The following is a 16,512-nucleotide window of genomic DNA, read 5'->3' as shown; positions in this document are numbered from 1 at the left end:
GCACCTCCGGAGGGTCGGGGTCATCGGGGCTCGGGGGCGGTCGGGCAGCGCAGCGCCGCGAGGTCCCAGCCGGCGCGCCGGGCGCCGGCCACGTAGGCGCTCTCCAGGAAGTCCAGGACGACGGCGCGCGGGTCGGCCGCGGTGCGCACGTCCTCGTAGGGCAGCAGCGCCAGGTGCGCGCCGCGGCTGTCGATCCAGCGTGCCGCGGCCGGCCGCAGCGGTTCCTCGACCAGGCCCGGCGGCTCGGGGGCGGTGTAGGAGTAGAAGGCGGGCTCGGGCACCTGCTCGTCGCCGAACCAGAAGCCCGCGCTGATGACCTCGTGCGAGTAGGCCTCGCGGGTGACCGGGTCGACGGTGTCCGGCTGCTCCACCCGGCGGTCGGAGAAGCGGGTGACGGCGAGGTCGAAGGTGTGCCAGAAGTGGTGCACCGGGCTGGTCTTGGCGTAGCTGCGCCCGGCGAACTCCTCGAGTACCTGCGCCACCTGGCCCAGCACCACCCAGTAGCGGGTCACCCGGTCCCGGTCGTAGGAGGCGTGGTGCTCGTCCTCGGCGAACGGGGTGCGGTCGGCCAGGTCGAACGGGACCGGGATCTCCACGGTCGCGGGCAGGCCGAGCGTCGCGAGGGTGTCGAGCAGCTGCCGGTAGAACGCCGCCACGCTCAGCCCGGGCAGCGCGAACGACGCCCGCCGTCCGTCGGCGACGGCCACCTCCAGCCGGTGGTCGACCAGGTCGAGGTCCACGGCGAAGACCGGGTCGAAGCCCATCGGGCGGGTGGTCAGCCCCCGGCCGGTGAGGTGGAAGGGGATGTGCCACCAGTGGTTGCGCCGCGGGGCGTTGGCCAGCCGCAGCTTGCCGACGACCTGCAGGAACCGGTGCAGGGTCTCCTTGCCCACTCGGCCAGCGGCAGAGGCGGGAAGACGGACACGGGCGGCTCCTGGCGTCGCGGGACCGATCGCGGCCAGCATGACGATCCCGGCGGCCGGGCGGTAGCCGCCACCCGGAGTGGCGAGATCGCGTGATCTCGCACGGATGCGCCCCCGGACCGTGCGAGATCATGGGATCTCGCCGGTTTGGGGTCCGTTCGCACGGGTCAGGCTCCGGCCGTGGACGACGACCGTCGGCGGCCGGGCTGCCCCAAGCGGATGGTGTTCGGCCCGTGCGGTGGCGTCCGGGACGACGGCCGCTGCGAGGTGGCCGAGCACCGCTGCGTCTTCCTCGACGACCCCGCCCCCGCCTGGGACGCGCCGGCGGCGCCCCCGGTCGCGCCGCCACTGGGCAGCCTGCTCGACCGCGCCCGCACGGGGCCGGTGGTGCTCACCGACCTCACCGTGGCGCCGTTCGACCCGGCCTCGCTGCGCCGGGTCGTGGGCGTGCTGGCCCCGGTGTCCGACGGGCTGTTGGTCGGCGAGCACGCCAACCGCCCCGACCTCCCGCCCACGCTGTTCGCCGCCGAGGTCCGGGACGCCGGCGGCCGGCCGTGGACGACGCTGGCCTGCCGTGACCGCAACCGCGTCGTCCTCGAGCAGGAGCTGGCGGGCCTGGCCGCGGTGGGCGTCGACGGCGTGCTGTGCGTGACCGGCGATGCCCGCGGCCCCGGTGTCCGGCCCGGCGTCACCCAGGTGTTCGACCTCGACGGCACCCGGCTGGCCGCGCTCGCCGGAGCGGCAGGGCTGCCGGTCGCCGTCCCCGAGTCGCCCGCGGCCCCGCCGGTCGACCGCCGGCCGGCCCGGGTCGCGGGCAAGCAGCGGGCCGGGGCGCAGGTGTGCGTCCTCAACCACGTCCGCACCCCGGCCGAGGTGTTCGCCTTCGTCGCCGCCGCGCGGAGCGCCGGGGCGACGTTGCCGTTCGTCGCCGCAGTCGCCGTCTACACCGACGAGCGCTCCGCCCGGGTGCTCCAGCGCTTCCCCGGCCTGCACGTGGACGACGCCACGGTCGAGGGGGTGCTGGCCGCGCCGGACCCGCGGTCGGCCGGCATCGCGGCCGCCGTGGCCGAGGCCCGCGCGCTGCTGAGCGTCCCCGGGGTCGTGGGGGTCAACCTGTCCGGTCTGGCCTCGGGCCTCGGGGAGGACGACGGCGCCCGGGTCAAGGCCGAGGTCGCGGCCGCGATCAGGGAGGCAGTGGGCGAGCTCGCGAGCCCACCATGGACGGAGCAGCGATCGCTCGTGGCGCCGACGAGCGCGAGCGAGGAGGCGACATGAGCGAGCTGGAGAGCGAGGCGATGGAGGCCGAGTTCGGCACGGTCGCCGGGTGGACCGAGGAGGCGGTGCAGGCACTGGGCCCTGAGTACGCCGTCCCGGCCGGGTGCCGGGGGAGCGGCAGCGCTGGAGCGCTGCGCTGGCTGGCCGACCGGCTGGAGCTGACGGCCGGCAGCCGGGTGCTCGACGACGGCGCCGGCGTCGGCGGGCCGGCCGGGTGGCTGGCCGCCGAGCGTGGTGTGCGCGCCATCTGTGCCGAGCCGATGCACGAGGCGGCGCGCGCCGCGCACCGGCTGTTCGGGCTGCCGTCGGTGACCGCGCTGGCGCAACGGCTGCCGTTCGCCGACGCCGCCTTCGACGCCGCCTGGTGCCTCGGCGTCCTCTGCACCACCCCCGACAAGGAGGGTGCGCTGACGGAGCTGCGACGGGTGCTCGCGGACGGCGGCCGGCTCGGGGTGCTGGTCTTCGTGGCCGACCGCCCGTTGCCCCCGCCCCTGCCCGAGGGCAACGACTTCCCGACCGAGGAGGAGCTGCGGGGGCTGCTCGACGCGGCGGGTCTCCGACTGGGGGGGAGACCGCGACCGCGGACCTCGGGGACAGTCCGCCGGGGTGGAGCGAGCGCGCCGACGCGGTCGACGCCGAGGTCGCCCGCCAGCACGGCGACGACCCGCGCTTCCAGGAGGCGCAGGAGCAGTCCCGCCGGGTGGGCCGGCTGCTCGCCGACGGCGCGCTGCGGCCGTGGCTCGCGGTCGCCGAGGCCCGCTGACGGCCCGACCGGCCGGGAGCGTGCTCAGGACGCGCGTCCGCGCAGGTCCTCCTCGCCGGCGTGCCGGGTCGCCAGCGCCGTGGCGGCGACCTCGGCGTCGTCCAGGTGGACCGCGTCACGCGGGTCGGGGGTGTCCAGCATCCGCGTCTCGTGGCCGCGGCCCACGACGAGGACGACGTCGGCCGGCCCGGCGGCGCCCACCGCGGCGGTGATCGCCTCCCGTCGGTCGGGCTCCGTGCGTACCAGCGCCGTCGAGCCGAGCAGGCCGACCCGCAGCTCGGCGCGGATCGCGGCCGGGTCCTCGCCGTGGCTGCCCTCGTTGGTCAACCACACGCAGTCGGCGGCGCGGGCCGACTGACCCAGCCCCTGGCGCTTGTGGCGGTCCCGCCGACCACGGGCGCCGAGCACCAGGTGCACCCGCCCGCCGGGGGCGGTGAGGCCGCGGGCGGTGTCCACAGCAGCGCCCAGCGCGCGCGGCGTGTGCGCGTAGTCGACGACGACGAGCGGCCGGCCCGACCCGCCGAGGACGGTGTTGCGTCCCCGCGGCGGGGCCACCGCGGCCAGCCCGGCGGCGATCCGGTCCGGCGGCACGCCGAGCACCCGGCCGGTGGCCCAGGCCGCGGCCAGGTTGGTCACGTGCACCCGGCCGACCAGCGGACTGTGCACCCGGTGCCCGCCGGCGTCGTCCGCCAGCAGCACCTCGGTGCCATCGCTGCCGGTCCGCCAGCCGAGCACCCGGACGTCGGCGTCCCCGTCGAACCCGACCCGGGTCACCGGCACCGCGGCCTGGTCGGCCAGCCGCCGTCCCCACGGGTCGTCGATGACGACGACGCCCGCGGCGGTCCGGCCGGCCTCGAACAGCCGCGCCTTGCTGGCCCAGTACTGCTCGAGGGTGCCGTGGTGGTCGAGGTGGTCCTCCTCGAAGCCGGTGAAGACCGAGACCTGGAACTCCAGACCGTCCATGCGGCCCATGTCCAGCGCGATGGAGGAGGCCTCCACGACCACCCGCTGCGCCCCCGACCCGACCATCGCGCCCAGCAGCTCGTGCAGCTCGGGCGCCTCCGGCGTGGTCAGCGCCGTGTCCCACGAGACACCGGCGACCTGCGCCCCGAGGGTGCCGACGACGCCGGTGCAGTCGCCGCCGGCCTCGAGGACGCCGCGCACGAGCGCGCTGGTCGTCGTCTTGCCGTTGCTGCCGGTCACCCCGACCAGCCGCAGCGCCCGCGCCGGGTCACCGGCCAGCAGCGCGCCGAGCGGCCCCAGCTGCGCCCGGACCGAGGGCACGCGCAGCTGGGGGAGGCGGCTGTCGACCGGCCGGTCGACGAGCAGGGCCGCGGCCCCGGCGGCCTCCGCTGCGGGGGCGTGGCGGTGGCCGTCGCTGGTCGCGCCCCGGACGCAGGCGAACAGCGACCCGGGGACGACGCGCCGCGAGTCGGTGACCAGGCCGCGCACGGTCAGGTCGTCGGCGCCGCCGGCTCGCGTGACCGGCCCGCCGGGGACGGACCGGGCCCGGCGCTCGACCTCCGACCAGGGGACCGGGGGGAGACGCACCGGCCCGACGGTAGGTGCGTTCCCGTGGACCGGCAGGTCGACGGTGTAGGCACTCCACCGACCCGGCGCGTCGCTGACGTCGCGAGATGTGCAGGACACCCGCCGGAACCGGGTCGGCCGCCCTGGCCGACCCGGGCGCGGGTGCGAGGCTGCCCGCCATGACTCCCCTCCTCGGCCCCGACGGCACCCGGCTCGTGTACTCGTCGGCGGGCGAGGGACCCCCGCTGGTCTGCCTCCCCGGCGGGCCGATGCTGCCGGCGGAGTACCTGGGCGACCTCGGCGGCCTGGACGCCCACCGGTCCCTGGTGCTGCTGGACCTCCGGGGCACCGGGCACTCCGCCGTCCCGGCGGACCCGGCGAGCCAGCGCTGCGACCGTCAGGTCCCCGACGTCGAGGCGCTGCGTGCGCACCGCGGATCGGAGCGGCTCGACCTGCTGGCGCACTCGGCCGGGGCCGCGCTGGCGCTGCTGCACGCCGCCCGGCACCCCGACCGCCTCGCGAGCCTCACGTTGGTCACCCCGAGCCCTCGGGTGGTCGGCCTCGAGGTGACCGACGCCGACCGCCGGGAGGTCGCCGAGCTGCGTCGAGGGGAGCCGTGGTTCGCGGCGGCCTTCGCCGCCCTCGAGCGGATCTGGTCGGGTGCGGCCACGGACGCCGACCGGACGGCGATCACGCCCTCCACGCACGGCCGGTGGGACGACGCCGCGCGGGCCCCGGCCGCCCGGGCGGACGCCCAGCGCGACGCCGGCGCAGCGGCCCGGTACTACGGCGACGGGCGCCCGGACCCGCGGACGTGCGGGCCGCCCTCGCGGAGCTGCGCGTGCCGGTGCTCCTGGTCGCCGGCGAGTACGACGTCGCCCTCCCGCCGTCCCGCGCCGCCGAGTACGCCGCCCTGTTCCCCTCGGCCGAGCTGGTCGTGCAGCTCGGGGCCGGGCACTTCCCCTGGCAGGACGACCCGGCGGCGTTCGTCCGCGCGGTGGTCGCCTCCTCCGCGGAGAACACCTCCGCGGATACTGGAGGGCGATGAGCGCGCCCCTCAACCTGGTCAACCTCGAGCGGGTGCACAAGGCACACGGCACCACCGTCCTGCTCGACGACGTCTCGCTGGGCATCGCCTCCGGTGAGCGGATCGGCGTGGTCGGGCGCAACGGCAGCGGCAAGTCCACACTGCTCGGCGTCCTCACCGGGCGCGAGGAGCCCGACTCCGGCCGGGTGACCCGCCGCGGCGACCTCGCCGTCGGCGTCCTCGACCAGTCCGGCACGCTGCCGCCCGGCGCGACCGTCCGCGACGTCGTCCTGCCCGAGAGCCTCTTCGCCGCCGAGCACGAGTGGGCCGCCGACCCGGCGGTGCGCAGCGTGCTCACCGGCCTGGAGCTCGACCGGCTGGGGTTGGACTCCCCGGTCGCGCCGATGTCCGGCGGCGAGCGGCGGCGGGTGGCGCTGGCCGCGCAGCTGGTCCGCCCGCTGGACCTGCTGGTGCTGGACGAGCCGACCAACCACCTCGACGTCGAAGGCGTGGCCTGGCTGGCCGGCTACGTCAAGGACCGGGTCGGAGCCCTGGTGGTCGTCACCCACGACCGGTGGTTCCTCGACGAGGTCTGCAGCCAGACCTGGGAGGTCGCCGACGGCCGGGTGCACGCCTACGAGGGCGGCTACGCCGCCTACACCCTCGCCCGGGCCGAGCGCGCTCGCATCGCGGCGGCCACCGAGGAACGGCGACTGAACCTGGTCCGCAAGGAGCTGGCCTGGCTGCGCCGCGGGCCGCCCGCGCGCACCAGCAAGCCGCGGTTCCGCATCGAGGCGGCCCAGGCGCTGATCGAGGACGAGCCGCCGCCGCGCGACACGATGGCGCTCAGGGGCTTCGCCAGCCGGCGGCTCGGCAGGACCGTCTACGACGTGGAGGACGTCGACTACGCCGTCCCGGGGGACCCGGCGACCGGCGCGCCCCCGCGCACCCTCCTCGACGACGTCACCTGGCACGTCGGCCCCGGCGACCGGATCGGCGTCGTGGGCGTCAACGGCGCGGGCAAGACGACGCTGCTGCGCCTGCTGGTCGGGGAGACCGAGCCCGACCGCGGCCGGGTGGTGCGCGGGCAGACGGTCGCCCCCGCCTACCTGTCCCAGCACGTCACCGAGCTGCCCGCCCGCCTGCGGGTGCTCGAGGCGGTGCAGGAGATCGCCCGGATCGCCCGGATCGGCAACCAGGAGATCTCCGCCTCGTCGCTGGCCGAGCGGTTCGGCTTCCCGGCCTCCCGCCAGTGGACGCCGGTCGGTGACCTCTCCGGCGGCGAGCGGCGCCGCCTGCAGCTGCTGCGGCTGCTCATGAGCGAGCCGAACGTGCTGCTGCTCGACGAACCCACCAACGACCTCGACATCGACACGCTCACCGCGCTGGAGGACCTGCTCGACGGCTTCCCCGGCACCGTGCTGGTGGTCAGCCACGACCGGTACTTCGTCGACCGGGTCTGCGACTCGGTGGTCGCGCTCATGGGCGACGGCTCGCTGGCCGCGCTGCCCGGCGGGGTCGAGGAGTACCTGCAGCGCAGGGCGGCGGGGGAGGCGGCGCTGCCCTCGGCCGCCGCGGCCGCTCCCGGGCCGGGGGCCGCTGCGGCCGCGGCCCGGCCGGCCGGGGAGGTGCGGGCCGCCCGCAAGGAAGCCGCGCGGCTGGAGCGGCGGCTGGAGAAGCTCACCGCCGAGGAGGAGCGGCTGCACGGCGAGCTCGCCGCGGCGGCGACCGACCACGCGCGGGTGCTCGAGCTCGACGAGCGGCTGCGCGCCGTCCTCGCCGAGAAGGAGCAGGTCGAGACCGACTGGCTGGAGGCCGCCGAGGTCGCGGAGGGCTGAGGGAGGACCTCCTGCCCCCCGCTGGAGGACCCCGTCCTCCGTGCCCTGCGCGAGCTCAGGGCGGGACCCGGGACGGGGCCGGCGACGGGACCCTGCAGGGGGCCGCCCGTCCTCCTCGGGAGCAGGTGTCGTCCACCCGCGGGTCGGGGCCCGTCCCCGCGGGTAGAGGAGCACCGGGCAGCCCGGCCCGTCCGCCGCCGAGGCGGCTCGATCGGCGCGCCCGGTAGGCTGGGGTCACCGCCGGCCGTCGTCGACCGACGTTCCTGGTGTCCCCGAGCCGCCCGACGACTCCAGGAGACACGTGCTCGTACTGCTGCTCCTCCACCTGCTCGCCGGCGTGCTGGCGCCCGTCCTCGTGCGGTGGTGGGGGCGGCAGGCCTTCCTCGCCCTGGCGCTCGTGCCCGCCGCCGGCTTCGTGTGGGTCCTGTCGCGCCTGGGCCCGGTGCTCGCCGGCGAGGAGCTGCGCGAGACGGTGCCGTGGATCCCCGCCCTGCAGCTGGACGTCGCCCTGCGGCTGGACGCCCTGGCGCTCGCCTTCGCCGCGCTGGTCACCGGCGTGGGGGCGCTGGTGCTCGTCTACTGCGCCCGCTACTTCGGCCCGGGCGAGGAGGGCACCGGCCGCTTCGCCGGCTGCCTCACCGCCTTCGCCGGCTCCATGCTCGGCCTCGTCGTCGCCGACGACCTCTTCCTGCTCTACGTGTTCTGGGAGCTCACCACCGTCTTCTCCTTCCTCCTGATCGGGGGCTCGGGACGGCGGCTGGCCGCGCGGCGGGCGGCGTCGCAGGCGCTCATCCTGACCACCGCCGGCGGGCTGGCGATGCTGGTCGGGCTCATCCTCATCGGCCAGGCCAGCGGCTCGTTTCTGCTGTCGGAGGTGGTCGCCGACCCCGGCAGCGGCCCGGCCATGACCGCCGGCGCGGCGCTGGTGCTGGTCGGGGCGGTCACCAAGTCCGCCCTGGTGCCGTTCCACTTCTGGCTGCCCGCGGCCATGGAGGCGCCGACGCCGGTCAGCGCCTACCTGCACGCCGCGGCGATGGTGAAGGCCGGCGTCTACCTGGTCGCCCGGCTGGCTCCCGGGCTGGCCGACGTCCCCGGCTGGCGGCCGCTCGTGCTCGGCCTGGGCGTGGCCACGATGCTCCTCGGCGGCTACCGCGCGCTGCGCCAGAAGGACCTCAAGCTGCTGCTGGCCTTCGGCACCGTCAGCCAGCTCGGGTTCCTCGTGACGCTGGTCGGCGGGGGCAGCCGCGAGCTGGCCGCCGCCGGGCTGGTGATGACCCTGGCGCACGCACTGTTCAAGTCCACGCTGTTCCTCACCGTCGGCGTCATCGACCACGCCACCGGCACCCGCGACCTGCGCCGGCTGTCCGGGCTCGGCCGGCGGCTGCCGCTGCTCGCCGTCATCGGCACCGCCGCGGCGGCGTCCATGGCCGGGCTGCCGCCGCTGCTCGGCTTCGTCGGCAAGGAGGCGGCCTTCGCCGCGCTGTGGGACGCCGGCCTGCCCGACCGGACCGCCGCGGCCGTCGTCCTGACCGGGCTGGTGGCGGGCTCGGTGCTCACCGCCGCCTACACCGCGCGCTTCGTGTGGGGCGCCTTCGCCCGCAAGCCCGGCACCGAGGACACCGCGGTCGAGCACCCGCCGGAGCCGCTGTTCCTCGCCGCCCCCGCCGTCCTGGCGCTGACCGGGCTGGTCCTCGGGCCGGCCAGCCCGCTGCTGGAGCCGCTGGTCGCCGGCTACGCCGACACGCTGCCGCTGCTGGCCCCCGAGCCCGAGCACCTGGGCCTGTGGCACGGCTGGCAGCCGGCGCTGGCGCTGTCGGCGCTGTCGATCGCCGGCGGTGCCGCGCTGTTCGTCGTCCGCGGGCGGGTCACCCGCCTGCAGCGGCGGGTGGCCGTCGGCGCCTCGGCCGACGAGGGCTACTGGAACGTCGTCCAGGCCGTCGACCGGCTCTCTGTGCTCGTCACCGGCACCACCCAGCGCGGCTCCCTGCCGGCCTACCTCGGCACCATCCTGGTCGTGGTGCTGGCCCTGCCCGGGACCCTGCTGCTCACCCGCGCCCCGTGGCCGGGCGAGTGGCGGGCCTGGGACACCCCGGTGCAGGCGGTGGTCGGCGTCGTGGTCGTGACCGCCGCCGCGCTGACCCTGCGGATCCGCCAGCGGCTCTCGGCCGTGCTCGTCGTCGGCGTCACCGGCTACGGCATCGCCGTCGTCTTCGCGCTGCAGGGCGCCCCCGACCTCGCGCTCACCCAGTTCCTCGTCGAGACGCTCACCCTCGTCGTCTTCGTGCTGGTGCTGCGCAAGCTGCCCAAGGACATCTCCGAGCGGCACCGGCCGCGCGAGCGCGCCGTCCGCGGCGTGATCGCCGTCGGCGTGGGCGCCTTCATGGCTGCCGTGGGTGCGGTGGCGCTGTCGGCCCGCACCGCGACGCCGGTGTCGGAGGCCTGGCCCGGGCCGGCGTACGACTTCGGTGGCGGCAAGAACGTCGTCAACGTGACCCTCGTCGACATCCGCGCCTGGGACACCCTCGGCGAGATCTCGCTGCTGGTCGTCGCCGCCACCGGCGTGGCCAGCCTGGTCTTCCTCCGAGGGCGCACCGGCGGTGTCGACCGGGTGACCCGGGCGGATCTGGCGCAGCGGCGCGAGCCCAGCCGGCGGGCGCCGCGGGACCGCTGGCTGGCCGCGACCGCGACGCTCGACCCGGCGCGGCGCTCGGTCGTGCTCGAGGTGGTCACCCGGATCCTCTTCCACACGATCGTGGTCTTCTCGCTGTACCTGCTGTTCTCCGGGCACAACGAGCCCGGCGGCGGGTTCGCCGGCGGCCTGGTCGCCGGCCTGGCCCTGGTGCTGCGCTACCTGGCCGGCGGGCGCTACGAGCTGGGCGAGGCCGCACCCGTCGCGCCGGGCGTGCTGCTCGGCGGCGGGCTGCTGTTCGCCGGCGGCACCGGCGTGGCCGGCCTGCTGCTGGGCGCCGGGGTGCTGCAGACCGCCATCCTGCAGACCACGCTGCCGGTGCTCGGCGACGTCAAGCTCGTGACCTCGCTGTTCTTCGACTGCGGCGTCTACCTGATCGTCGTCGGGCTGGTCCTCGACGTGCTGCGCAGCCTGGGCGCGGAGCTCGACCGCCAGGAGGACGAGGAGGACCCGATCGAACTGACGCCCGGGGAGGTGGTGCTGCGATGACCCCCACGATCGTGCTGCCGGTGATGATCGGCGGCCTCTACGCGGCGGGGGTGTACCTGCTGCTGGACCGCAGCCTCACCCGCGTGCTGCTGGGCTTCGTGCTGCTGGGCAACGCCACCAACCTGCTGGTGCTGTCGGCCGGCGGACCCTCGGGACTGGCGCCGATCCTCGGCTACTCCGACCCGGCGGCGATCAACGACCCGCTGCCGCAGGCGCTCATCCTCACCGCGATCGTGATCACCTTCGGCGTCTCGGCGTTCCTGCTGGCGATGATCCACCGCTCCTGGCGGCTGGCCCGCAACGAGGCGGTCGGCACCGACGAGGAGGACCGCCGGGTCGCCGCCCGGAGGGCGCTCGACGCCGACGAGCTCGACCCCGACGAGCTGGCTCCCGACGACCGCGCCGCCGGCCACGCCGACAGCCTCCACGAGGACCTCGAGGAGCTGGCGGACGACGTGAACCTGCCCACGGGGAGCGGCACCCGGTGATCGAGGTCCTCGCCCCGCTGCCGGTGCTGCTCCCGTTGCTCGGGGCGGCCGGCGCGCTGCTGGTCTCCGGGCACCCGTCGTTCCAGCGCACCGTCAGCACGACCGTGCTCAGCGCGGTGCTCGCCGTCTCGGTGGTGCTGCTGTTCGTGGCCGACGCCGAGGGCGCCAGCTCGGTCTCCGTCGGCGACTGGCCGGTGCCGCTGGGCATCGTGCTGGTCGTCGACCGGCTGTCGGCGCTGATGCTGGTGGTCGCCTCGACCGTGGCGCTCGGCGTCCTCGTGTTCGCCGTCGGCCAGGGCGCGGCCGACGGGTCGGAGGAGACGCCGCTGTCGATCTTCCACCCGACGTTCCTGGTGCTGGTGGCGGGCGTGGGCAACGCCTTCCTCGCCGGCGACCTGTTCAACCTCTACGTCGGCTTCGAGATCCTGCTGATGGCCTCGTACGTGCTGCTCACCCTCGGCGGGACGGCGGCACGCATCCGCGGCGGCATCACCTACATCATCGTGAGCCTGACCAGCTCGCTGGTGTTCCTCGCCGCGATCGGGCTGGTCTACGCCGCGACCGGCACGGTGAACATGGCCCAGCTGGCGGTGCGGCTCGGCGAGCTGCCCGCGGGCACCCAGGTGCTGCTGCAGTCGATGCTGCTCATCGCGTTCGGCATCAAGGCCGCCGTCTTCCCGCTCTCGGCGTGGCTGCCCGACAGCTACCCGACCGCGCCCGCGCCGGTCACCGCGGTCTTCGCCGGCCTGCTCACCAAGGTCGGCGTCTACGCGATCATCCGCACCCAGACGCTGCTGTTCCCCGGAGGCGCGCTCGACGACCTGCTGCTGTGGGCGGCGCTGGCCACCATGCTGGTGGGCATCCTCGGCGCGGTCGCCCAGAGCGACCTGCGCCGGATGCTGTCGTTCACCCTGGTCAGCCACATCGGCTACATGGTGTTCGGCATCGCCCTGGGGACGGCGGCCGGGCTGGCGGGCGCGGTCTTCTACGTGGCCCACCACATCGCCATCCAGACGACGCTGTTCCTGGTCGCGGGGCTGGTCGAGCGCCAGGGCGGCACCACCTCGATCGACAAGCTCGGCGGCCTGGCCCGGCGCTCACCGCTGCTGGCCGTGCTGTTCTTCGTGCCCGCGATGAACCTGGCCGGGATCCCGCCGCTGTCGGGGTTCATCGGCAAGCTCGGCCTGCTGCAGGCCGGGGTCGCCGACGGTAGCGCCGGGGCGTTGACGCTGGTCGCCGGCGGGGTGGTCACCAGCCTGCTCACCCTGCTCGCGGTCGCCCGCGTCTGGACCCGCGCGTTCTGGCGGTCCCCGAACCAGTCGCCGGCCGAGGACACCGCCGCGGCCGCGGCCGCCGCCTCCGTGCAGCGCCACCGGCCGGCGTCCGCCGACGGTGCGGGGTCGCCGGACGGGGAGGCGTCCCCCGACGGCCCGGCGCGGACCGCGCTGCAGGACGCGTGGCGGCGGCACACGGCGGTCGCGACGGCGGCCGAGCCGGGCCTGCCGCCCCCCGCGGGGGCGGTCCGGGCGCTGCGCCCGCTGCCGCGCACGATGGTGGGCGCCACGGCGGCGCTGGTCACGCTCACCGTGGCCCTCACCGGGCTGGCCGGACCGCTCTACGGCCTGGCCGACCGGGCGTCCACGGACCTGATCGAGCGCACGCCCTACGTCGCGTCGGTGTTCGGGGAGGGTGAGGTCCCGTGAGCGTCGAGCCCGCGGCCACCCGGCTGCGCCACCAGGGCCCGCTGGTCGTCTGGCTGGTGCTGGTCTGGATGCTGCTGTGGGGCACCTGGTCCTGGGCGAACCTGCTCTCCGGCCTGCTCGTCGCGCTGGCCGTGCTGACGCTGCTGCCGCTCCCGCACGTGGCTGGCGGCACCCGGGTGCGGCCGGTGCCGCTGCTGGCCTTCCTCGGCCACTTCGTCCTCGACCTGTTCTCCTCCGGAGCCGAGGTCGCCTGGCAGGCCGTGCGTCCGGGCGGTGTGCACCGGACGGCGATCGTGCAGGTGCAGCTGCGCGCCGACTCCGACCTGCTCCTGACGATGGTCGCCGAGGCGACCTCGCTCGTGCCCGGCTCCCTGGTGCTCGACCTGGACCGCGAGCAGCGGGTGATGACCCTCCACCTGCTGCCCGTGCGCGACCTCGAGGACGTGGAGCGGAAGAAGGCGCACGTCCTGGTGGTGGAGCGGCGCCTGGTGCGGGCGTTCGGCTCGACCGCTGACGTCGCGGCCCTCGAGGGGCACCGGAGGGACGAGGTGCCGACGTCATGACGTTCGTGCAGATCGCGCTGTACGCGATGGTCGGCGGAGGAGCGCTGCTGGCCCTCGTCCGCCTGGCCCGCGGACCCTCGCTGCTGGACCGGGTGGTCGCGACCGACACGCTGCTGGTGATCATCGCGGCCGGCCTGGCGGTGCACGCCGCGCTCGCGCAGGACCCGACGGTGGTGCCGGTGCTCGTCGTCGTGGCGCTGCTGGCCTTCGTCGGCTCGGTGTCGGTGGCCCGCTACGTCGGCGGGATGCTGCTGCGCTCGAGCACCGGCGACGGCCGGGACCTCGGCCTGCCGGTCGCCGCCGAGGAGCGGGAGGCCGGGTCGTGAGCACGGTGTCCGACGTCGTCGCCTTCGCCTGCCTGCTGGCCGGCGCCGCCCTGTGCCTGACCGCCGGGCTGGGGCTGGTGCGCTTCCCCGACGTGCTGTCCCGGATGCACGCCGGCACCAAGCCCCAGGTGCTCGGGGTGCTGCTGGTCATGGTCGGTGGCGCCATCCGGCTCGACGGCTGGGCCAACGTCTGGATGCTGCTGCTCGTGGCGGCCTTCCAGCTGCTCACCGCCCCGGTCAGCGCCCACATGATCAGCCGGGTGGCCTACCGCCGCCGGCACGTGCGCCGCGACCTGCTGCTGGTCGACGAGTACGGCGGGCCCGGCCGGCAGGACGCGCGGTACCACGGGGACGAGCCCGGCGACGCCCCGCCCGAGGAGGCGGCGCCTCAGCCCACCTGAGCCAGCCAGAAGGGCAGTCCCTGGTCGTCCCGGCACTCCGCCGTCCGGCCGTACGCCTGGTCGGTGACCTCGCCGGCCTGCCCACCCGCCGTCCGGACCGCGGCCACGGCGACCTCGATGTCGTCGACCGCGTACACCGGCACGGTGCCGACGTCGCCGTCCCCACCGCTGATGCCGACCATCGGCACGGTGCCGTCCACCTGCCAGCCATCGGGGACCCGCCCGGGCACCGACGTCCACCCGAGCACCGACTCGTAGAAGTCGCGGGCGCGGGCGCCGTCGGGCACCCGCAGCGTCAGGTACACCGCGTCACCGGGGCGCACCGGCGGGCGCGGCTCCGGGTCGGCCGACGCCGGGGTCTGCAGCATCCAGCGGTGGCCGAAGGGGTCGACGACGACGCCGGTGCGCCCACCCGGCCCATCGGCCGCCGGCCGCTCCACGGTGGCACCGGCCGCGGCGGCCCGGTCGACCGCCGCGTCGGCGTCGGGCACCGCGAGGTGCAGCGTCACGCTGACCCGGCCGGGGTCCGGCGCGGCCAGCCCCAGCTCGGGGTACTCGTCGGCGAGGTACAGCCGCGCCCCGCCGAGGTCGAGCTCGGCATGACCGATGCGGTCGTCGTCCACCACGTACGGCTCGCCGACGACGTGGGCGCCCAGCGCCTCGGCGTACCAGGCCGTCGCCGACCGGGCGTCCCGCACGGTGAGGTAGGGGGTGAGCCGCGGCATCGCGGGACCTCCGGCGGTCCTTCTGCTACCGCTGAGCCCGGTTCACCGCCGAGACGACCGCGCGCAGCGACGCGGTGACGATGTTCGGGTCGATGCCCACGCCCCACAACACGCGGTCGCCGACGGCGCACTCGACGTACGCCGCGGCGCGGGCGTCACCGCCGGCGGACATGGCGTGCTCGGCGTAGTCGAGCACCCGGACGTCGACGTCCACCGACCGCAGCGCCTCGACGAACGCCGCGATCGGCCCGTTGCCCCGGCCCTCGACCGTCGTGGGGACGCCGTCGTCGACGAGCTCGACCACCATCTCGTCGAGCTGGTCGCCGTGGGCACGGTGCCGGTGACCGGTCAGGGAGAAGCGGCCCCACGGGGCGTCGGGGTCGGGCAGGTACTCGTTGGTGAAGGCCGTCCACATCTGCTGCGCGGTCACCTCGCCGCCCTCGTCGTCGGTGTGCCGCTGGACGACCGCGCTGAACTCGATCTGCAGCCGGCGCGGCAGGTCCAGCTGGTTCTCGGTCTTCATGATGTAGGCGACGCCGCCCTTGCCGGACTGGCTGTTCACCCGGATGACGGCCTCGTAGGTGCGGCCGACGTCCTTGGGGTCGATGGGCAGGTACGGCACCGCCCACGGCATCTGCGAGACCGGCTTGCCGGCGGCCTCCGCGTCGACCTCGAGCGCCTTGAGGCCCTTGTTGATCGCGTCCTGGTGGGAGCCGGAGAAAGCGGTGTAGACCAGGTCGCCGCCGTAGGGGTGCCGCTCGTGCACGCCCAGCTGGTTGCAGTACTCGACGGTGCGGCGGATCTCGTCGATGTCGGAGAAGTCGATCTGCGGGTCGATGCCCTGGCTGAACAGGTTCAGCCCCAGGGTGACCAGGTCGACGTTGCCGGTGCGCTCGCCGTTGCCGAACAGGCAGCCCTCGATGCGGTCGGCGCCGGCGCGGTAGCCCAGCTCGGCGGCGGCGACGGCGGTGCCGCGGTCGTTGTGCGGGTGCAGCGACAGGACCACGGCGTCACGCCGGCCCAGGTTGCGGTGCATCCACTCGATCTGGTCGGCGTAGACGGTCGGCTCGGCCATCTCGACCGTCGCCGGCAGGTTGATGATCGTCGGCCGGTCGGGGGTGGGCTCCCACACGTCGGTGACCGCGTTGCAGACCTCGACGGCGAAGTCGAGCTCGGTGCCGGTGAAGGACTCGGGGGAGTACTCGAACCGGACGTCGGTCCCGGTCATCTGCTCGGCCAGCTTGCGCACCACCTGCGCGCCGTGGACGGCGATGTCGACGATGCCGGCGCGGTCGGAGCCGAACACCACCCGCCGCTGCAGCGTGGAGGTCGAGTTGTACAGGTGGACGATCGCCTGCTTCGCCCCGCGCAGGGACTCGAAGGTGCGCTCGATCAGCTCGTCGCGGGCCTGGGTCAGCACCTGGATGGTGACGTCGTCGGGTACCAGGTCGTCCTCGATGAGCTGGCGGACGAAGTCGAAGTCGGTCTGGCTGGCGGCCGGGAACCCGACCTCGATCTCCTTGTAGCCCATCCGGACCAGCAGCTCGAACATCCGCCGCTTGCGGTCGGGCGTCATCGGGTCGATCAGTGCCTGGTTGCCGTCGCGCAGGTCGACGGCGCACCAGCGCGGGGCCTCGGTGGTGACCTTCTCCGGCCACGTGCGGTCGGGCAGCACGATGGGCGTGAAGGGGGCGTAGCGGGAGATCGGCATCCCCGACGGCTGCTGGGGGTGGCGGACGTGCGGGTGGTTCTCGCTCAGGTTCCTGCTCACG

The 16,512-nt window shown here is 75.5% G+C and carries 13 protein-coding genes and 2 pseudogenes; 11 read left to right on the top strand and 4 right to left on the bottom strand.

Going from position 1 to position 16,512, the window contains the following annotated elements; genetic code table 11:
* Positions 1-20: 20 nt before the first annotated feature.
* The gene (locus tag ACWIX7_RS10470) at positions 21-893 is read right to left on the bottom strand and encodes a DUF5996 family protein (protein WP_448621476.1); all 873 of its coding nucleotides are present in this window, start codon (positions 891-893) and stop codon (positions 21-23) included.
* Positions 894-1,103: 210 nt separating this feature from the next.
* Between ACWIX7_RS10470 and ACWIX7_RS10465 the strand changes: the two genes are divergently transcribed.
* Together ACWIX7_RS10465 and ACWIX7_RS10460 are read left to right on the top strand one after the other, a co-directional pair.
* The gene (locus tag ACWIX7_RS10465; protein ID WP_448621475.1) at positions 1,104-2,198 is read left to right on the top strand and encodes a methylenetetrahydrofolate reductase C-terminal domain-containing protein; all 1,095 of its coding nucleotides are present in this window, start codon (positions 1,104-1,106) and stop codon (positions 2,196-2,198) included.
* Positions 2,141-2,698, top strand: a pseudogene (locus ACWIX7_RS10460) (class I SAM-dependent methyltransferase); the annotation flags it as partial. The gene ACWIX7_RS10465 and the pseudogene ACWIX7_RS10460, both read left to right, overlap by 58 nt.
* 287 nt (positions 2,699-2,985) lie before the next feature.
* On the opposite strand, the gene ACWIX7_RS10455 reads toward ACWIX7_RS10460, so the two are convergent.
* The gene (locus ACWIX7_RS10455) at positions 2,986-4,512 is read right to left on the bottom strand and encodes a Mur ligase family protein (protein WP_448621474.1); all 1,527 of its coding nucleotides are present in this window, start codon (positions 4,510-4,512) and stop codon (positions 2,986-2,988) included.
* Positions 4,513-4,598: 86 nt separating this feature from the next.
* On the opposite strand from ACWIX7_RS10455, the pseudogene ACWIX7_RS10450 reads away from it, so the two are divergent.
* From ACWIX7_RS10450 to mnhG, 9 genes and pseudogenes are all read left to right on the top strand, one after another.
* A pseudogene (locus ACWIX7_RS10450) lies at positions 4,599-5,030 on the top strand (alpha/beta fold hydrolase); the annotation flags it as partial.
* A 275-nt stretch (positions 5,031-5,305) separates the two neighbouring features.
* The gene (locus ACWIX7_RS10445; RefSeq protein WP_448621473.1) at positions 5,306-5,539 is read left to right on the top strand and encodes an alpha/beta fold hydrolase; all 234 of its coding nucleotides are present in this window, start codon (positions 5,306-5,308) and stop codon (positions 5,537-5,539) included.
* Positions 5,536-7,356: an ABC-F family ATP-binding cassette domain-containing protein gene (locus ACWIX7_RS10440; RefSeq protein WP_448621472.1), complete on the top strand. Its 1,821-nt coding sequence runs from the start codon at positions 5,536-5,538 to the stop codon at positions 7,354-7,356. Before ACWIX7_RS10445 ends, ACWIX7_RS10440 begins: the two co-directional genes overlap by 4 nt.
* A gap of 301 nt (positions 7,357-7,657) precedes the next feature.
* Positions 7,658-10,534, top strand: coding sequence for a Na+/H+ antiporter subunit A (locus ACWIX7_RS10435; protein ID WP_448621471.1), 2,877 nt, complete (start codon positions 7,658-7,660; stop codon positions 10,532-10,534).
* Positions 10,531-11,022: a Na(+)/H(+) antiporter subunit C gene (locus ACWIX7_RS10430; protein ID WP_448621470.1), complete on the top strand. Its 492-nt coding sequence runs from the start codon at positions 10,531-10,533 to the stop codon at positions 11,020-11,022. Before ACWIX7_RS10435 ends, ACWIX7_RS10430 begins: the two co-directional genes overlap by 4 nt.
* Positions 11,019-12,725 carry a Na+/H+ antiporter subunit D gene (locus ACWIX7_RS10425; protein ID WP_448621469.1) on the top strand — a complete coding sequence of 569 codons (1,707 nt, stop codon included), beginning with the start codon at positions 11,019-11,021 and terminating at the stop codon, positions 12,723-12,725. Before ACWIX7_RS10430 ends, ACWIX7_RS10425 begins: the two co-directional genes overlap by 4 nt.
* On the top strand, positions 12,722-13,288 hold the full coding sequence (locus ACWIX7_RS10420) for a Na+/H+ antiporter subunit E (protein ID WP_448621468.1): 567 nt from the start codon (positions 12,722-12,724) through the stop codon (positions 13,286-13,288). Before ACWIX7_RS10425 ends, ACWIX7_RS10420 begins: the two co-directional genes overlap by 4 nt.
* A complete protein-coding gene (locus ACWIX7_RS10415; protein ID WP_448621467.1) occupies positions 13,285-13,614 on the top strand; it encodes a monovalent cation/H+ antiporter complex subunit F in 330 nt (109 codons plus the stop codon). The genes ACWIX7_RS10420 and ACWIX7_RS10415 overlap by 4 nt, the downstream gene beginning before the upstream one ends.
* Entirely contained in the window at positions 13,611-14,015 is a 405-nt protein-coding gene (gene mnhG / locus ACWIX7_RS10410; RefSeq protein WP_448621466.1) for a monovalent cation/H(+) antiporter subunit G, read from the top strand. The genes ACWIX7_RS10415 and mnhG overlap by 4 nt, the downstream gene beginning before the upstream one ends.
* Here mnhG and ACWIX7_RS10405 read toward each other — a convergent pair.
* Together ACWIX7_RS10405 and leuA are read right to left on the bottom strand one after the other, a co-directional pair.
* A complete protein-coding gene (locus ACWIX7_RS10405; RefSeq protein ID WP_448621465.1) occupies positions 14,003-14,740 on the bottom strand; it encodes a VOC family protein in 738 nt (245 codons plus the stop codon). The two genes, mnhG and ACWIX7_RS10405, sit on opposite strands and share 13 nt — an antisense overlap.
* A 25-nt stretch (positions 14,741-14,765) precedes the next feature.
* Positions 14,766-16,511 (bottom strand): 2-isopropylmalate synthase, encoded by a 1,746-nt coding sequence (gene leuA / locus ACWIX7_RS10400; protein WP_448621464.1) that lies wholly within the window; start codon positions 16,509-16,511, stop codon positions 14,766-14,768.
* Position 16,512 lies beyond the last annotated feature (1 nt).

The organism is Geodermatophilus sp. URMC 65, assembly GCF_053502545.1.
The sequence above is the reverse complement of the archived record's forward strand: the minus strand, read 5'-3'. Positions and strand labels throughout refer to the sequence as shown.

What these genes read in the sequence shown, in the direction of transcription:
- ACWIX7_RS10440 (WP_448621472.1), top strand. Translation starts at nt 5,536, where the DNA reads ATGAGCGCGCCCCTCAACCTGGTCAACCTCGAGCGGGTGCACAAGGCA.
- ACWIX7_RS10430 (WP_448621470.1), top strand. Translation starts at nt 10,531, where the DNA reads ATGACCCCCACGATCGTGCTGCCGGTGATGATCGGCGGCCTCTACGCG.
- ACWIX7_RS10415 (WP_448621467.1), top strand. Translation starts at nt 13,285, where the DNA reads ATGACGTTCGTGCAGATCGCGCTGTACGCGATGGTCGGCGGAGGAGCG.
- ACWIX7_RS10405 (WP_448621465.1), bottom strand. Translation starts at nt 14,740, where the DNA reads ATGCCGCGGCTCACCCCCTACCTCACCGTGCGGGACGCCCGGTCGGCG.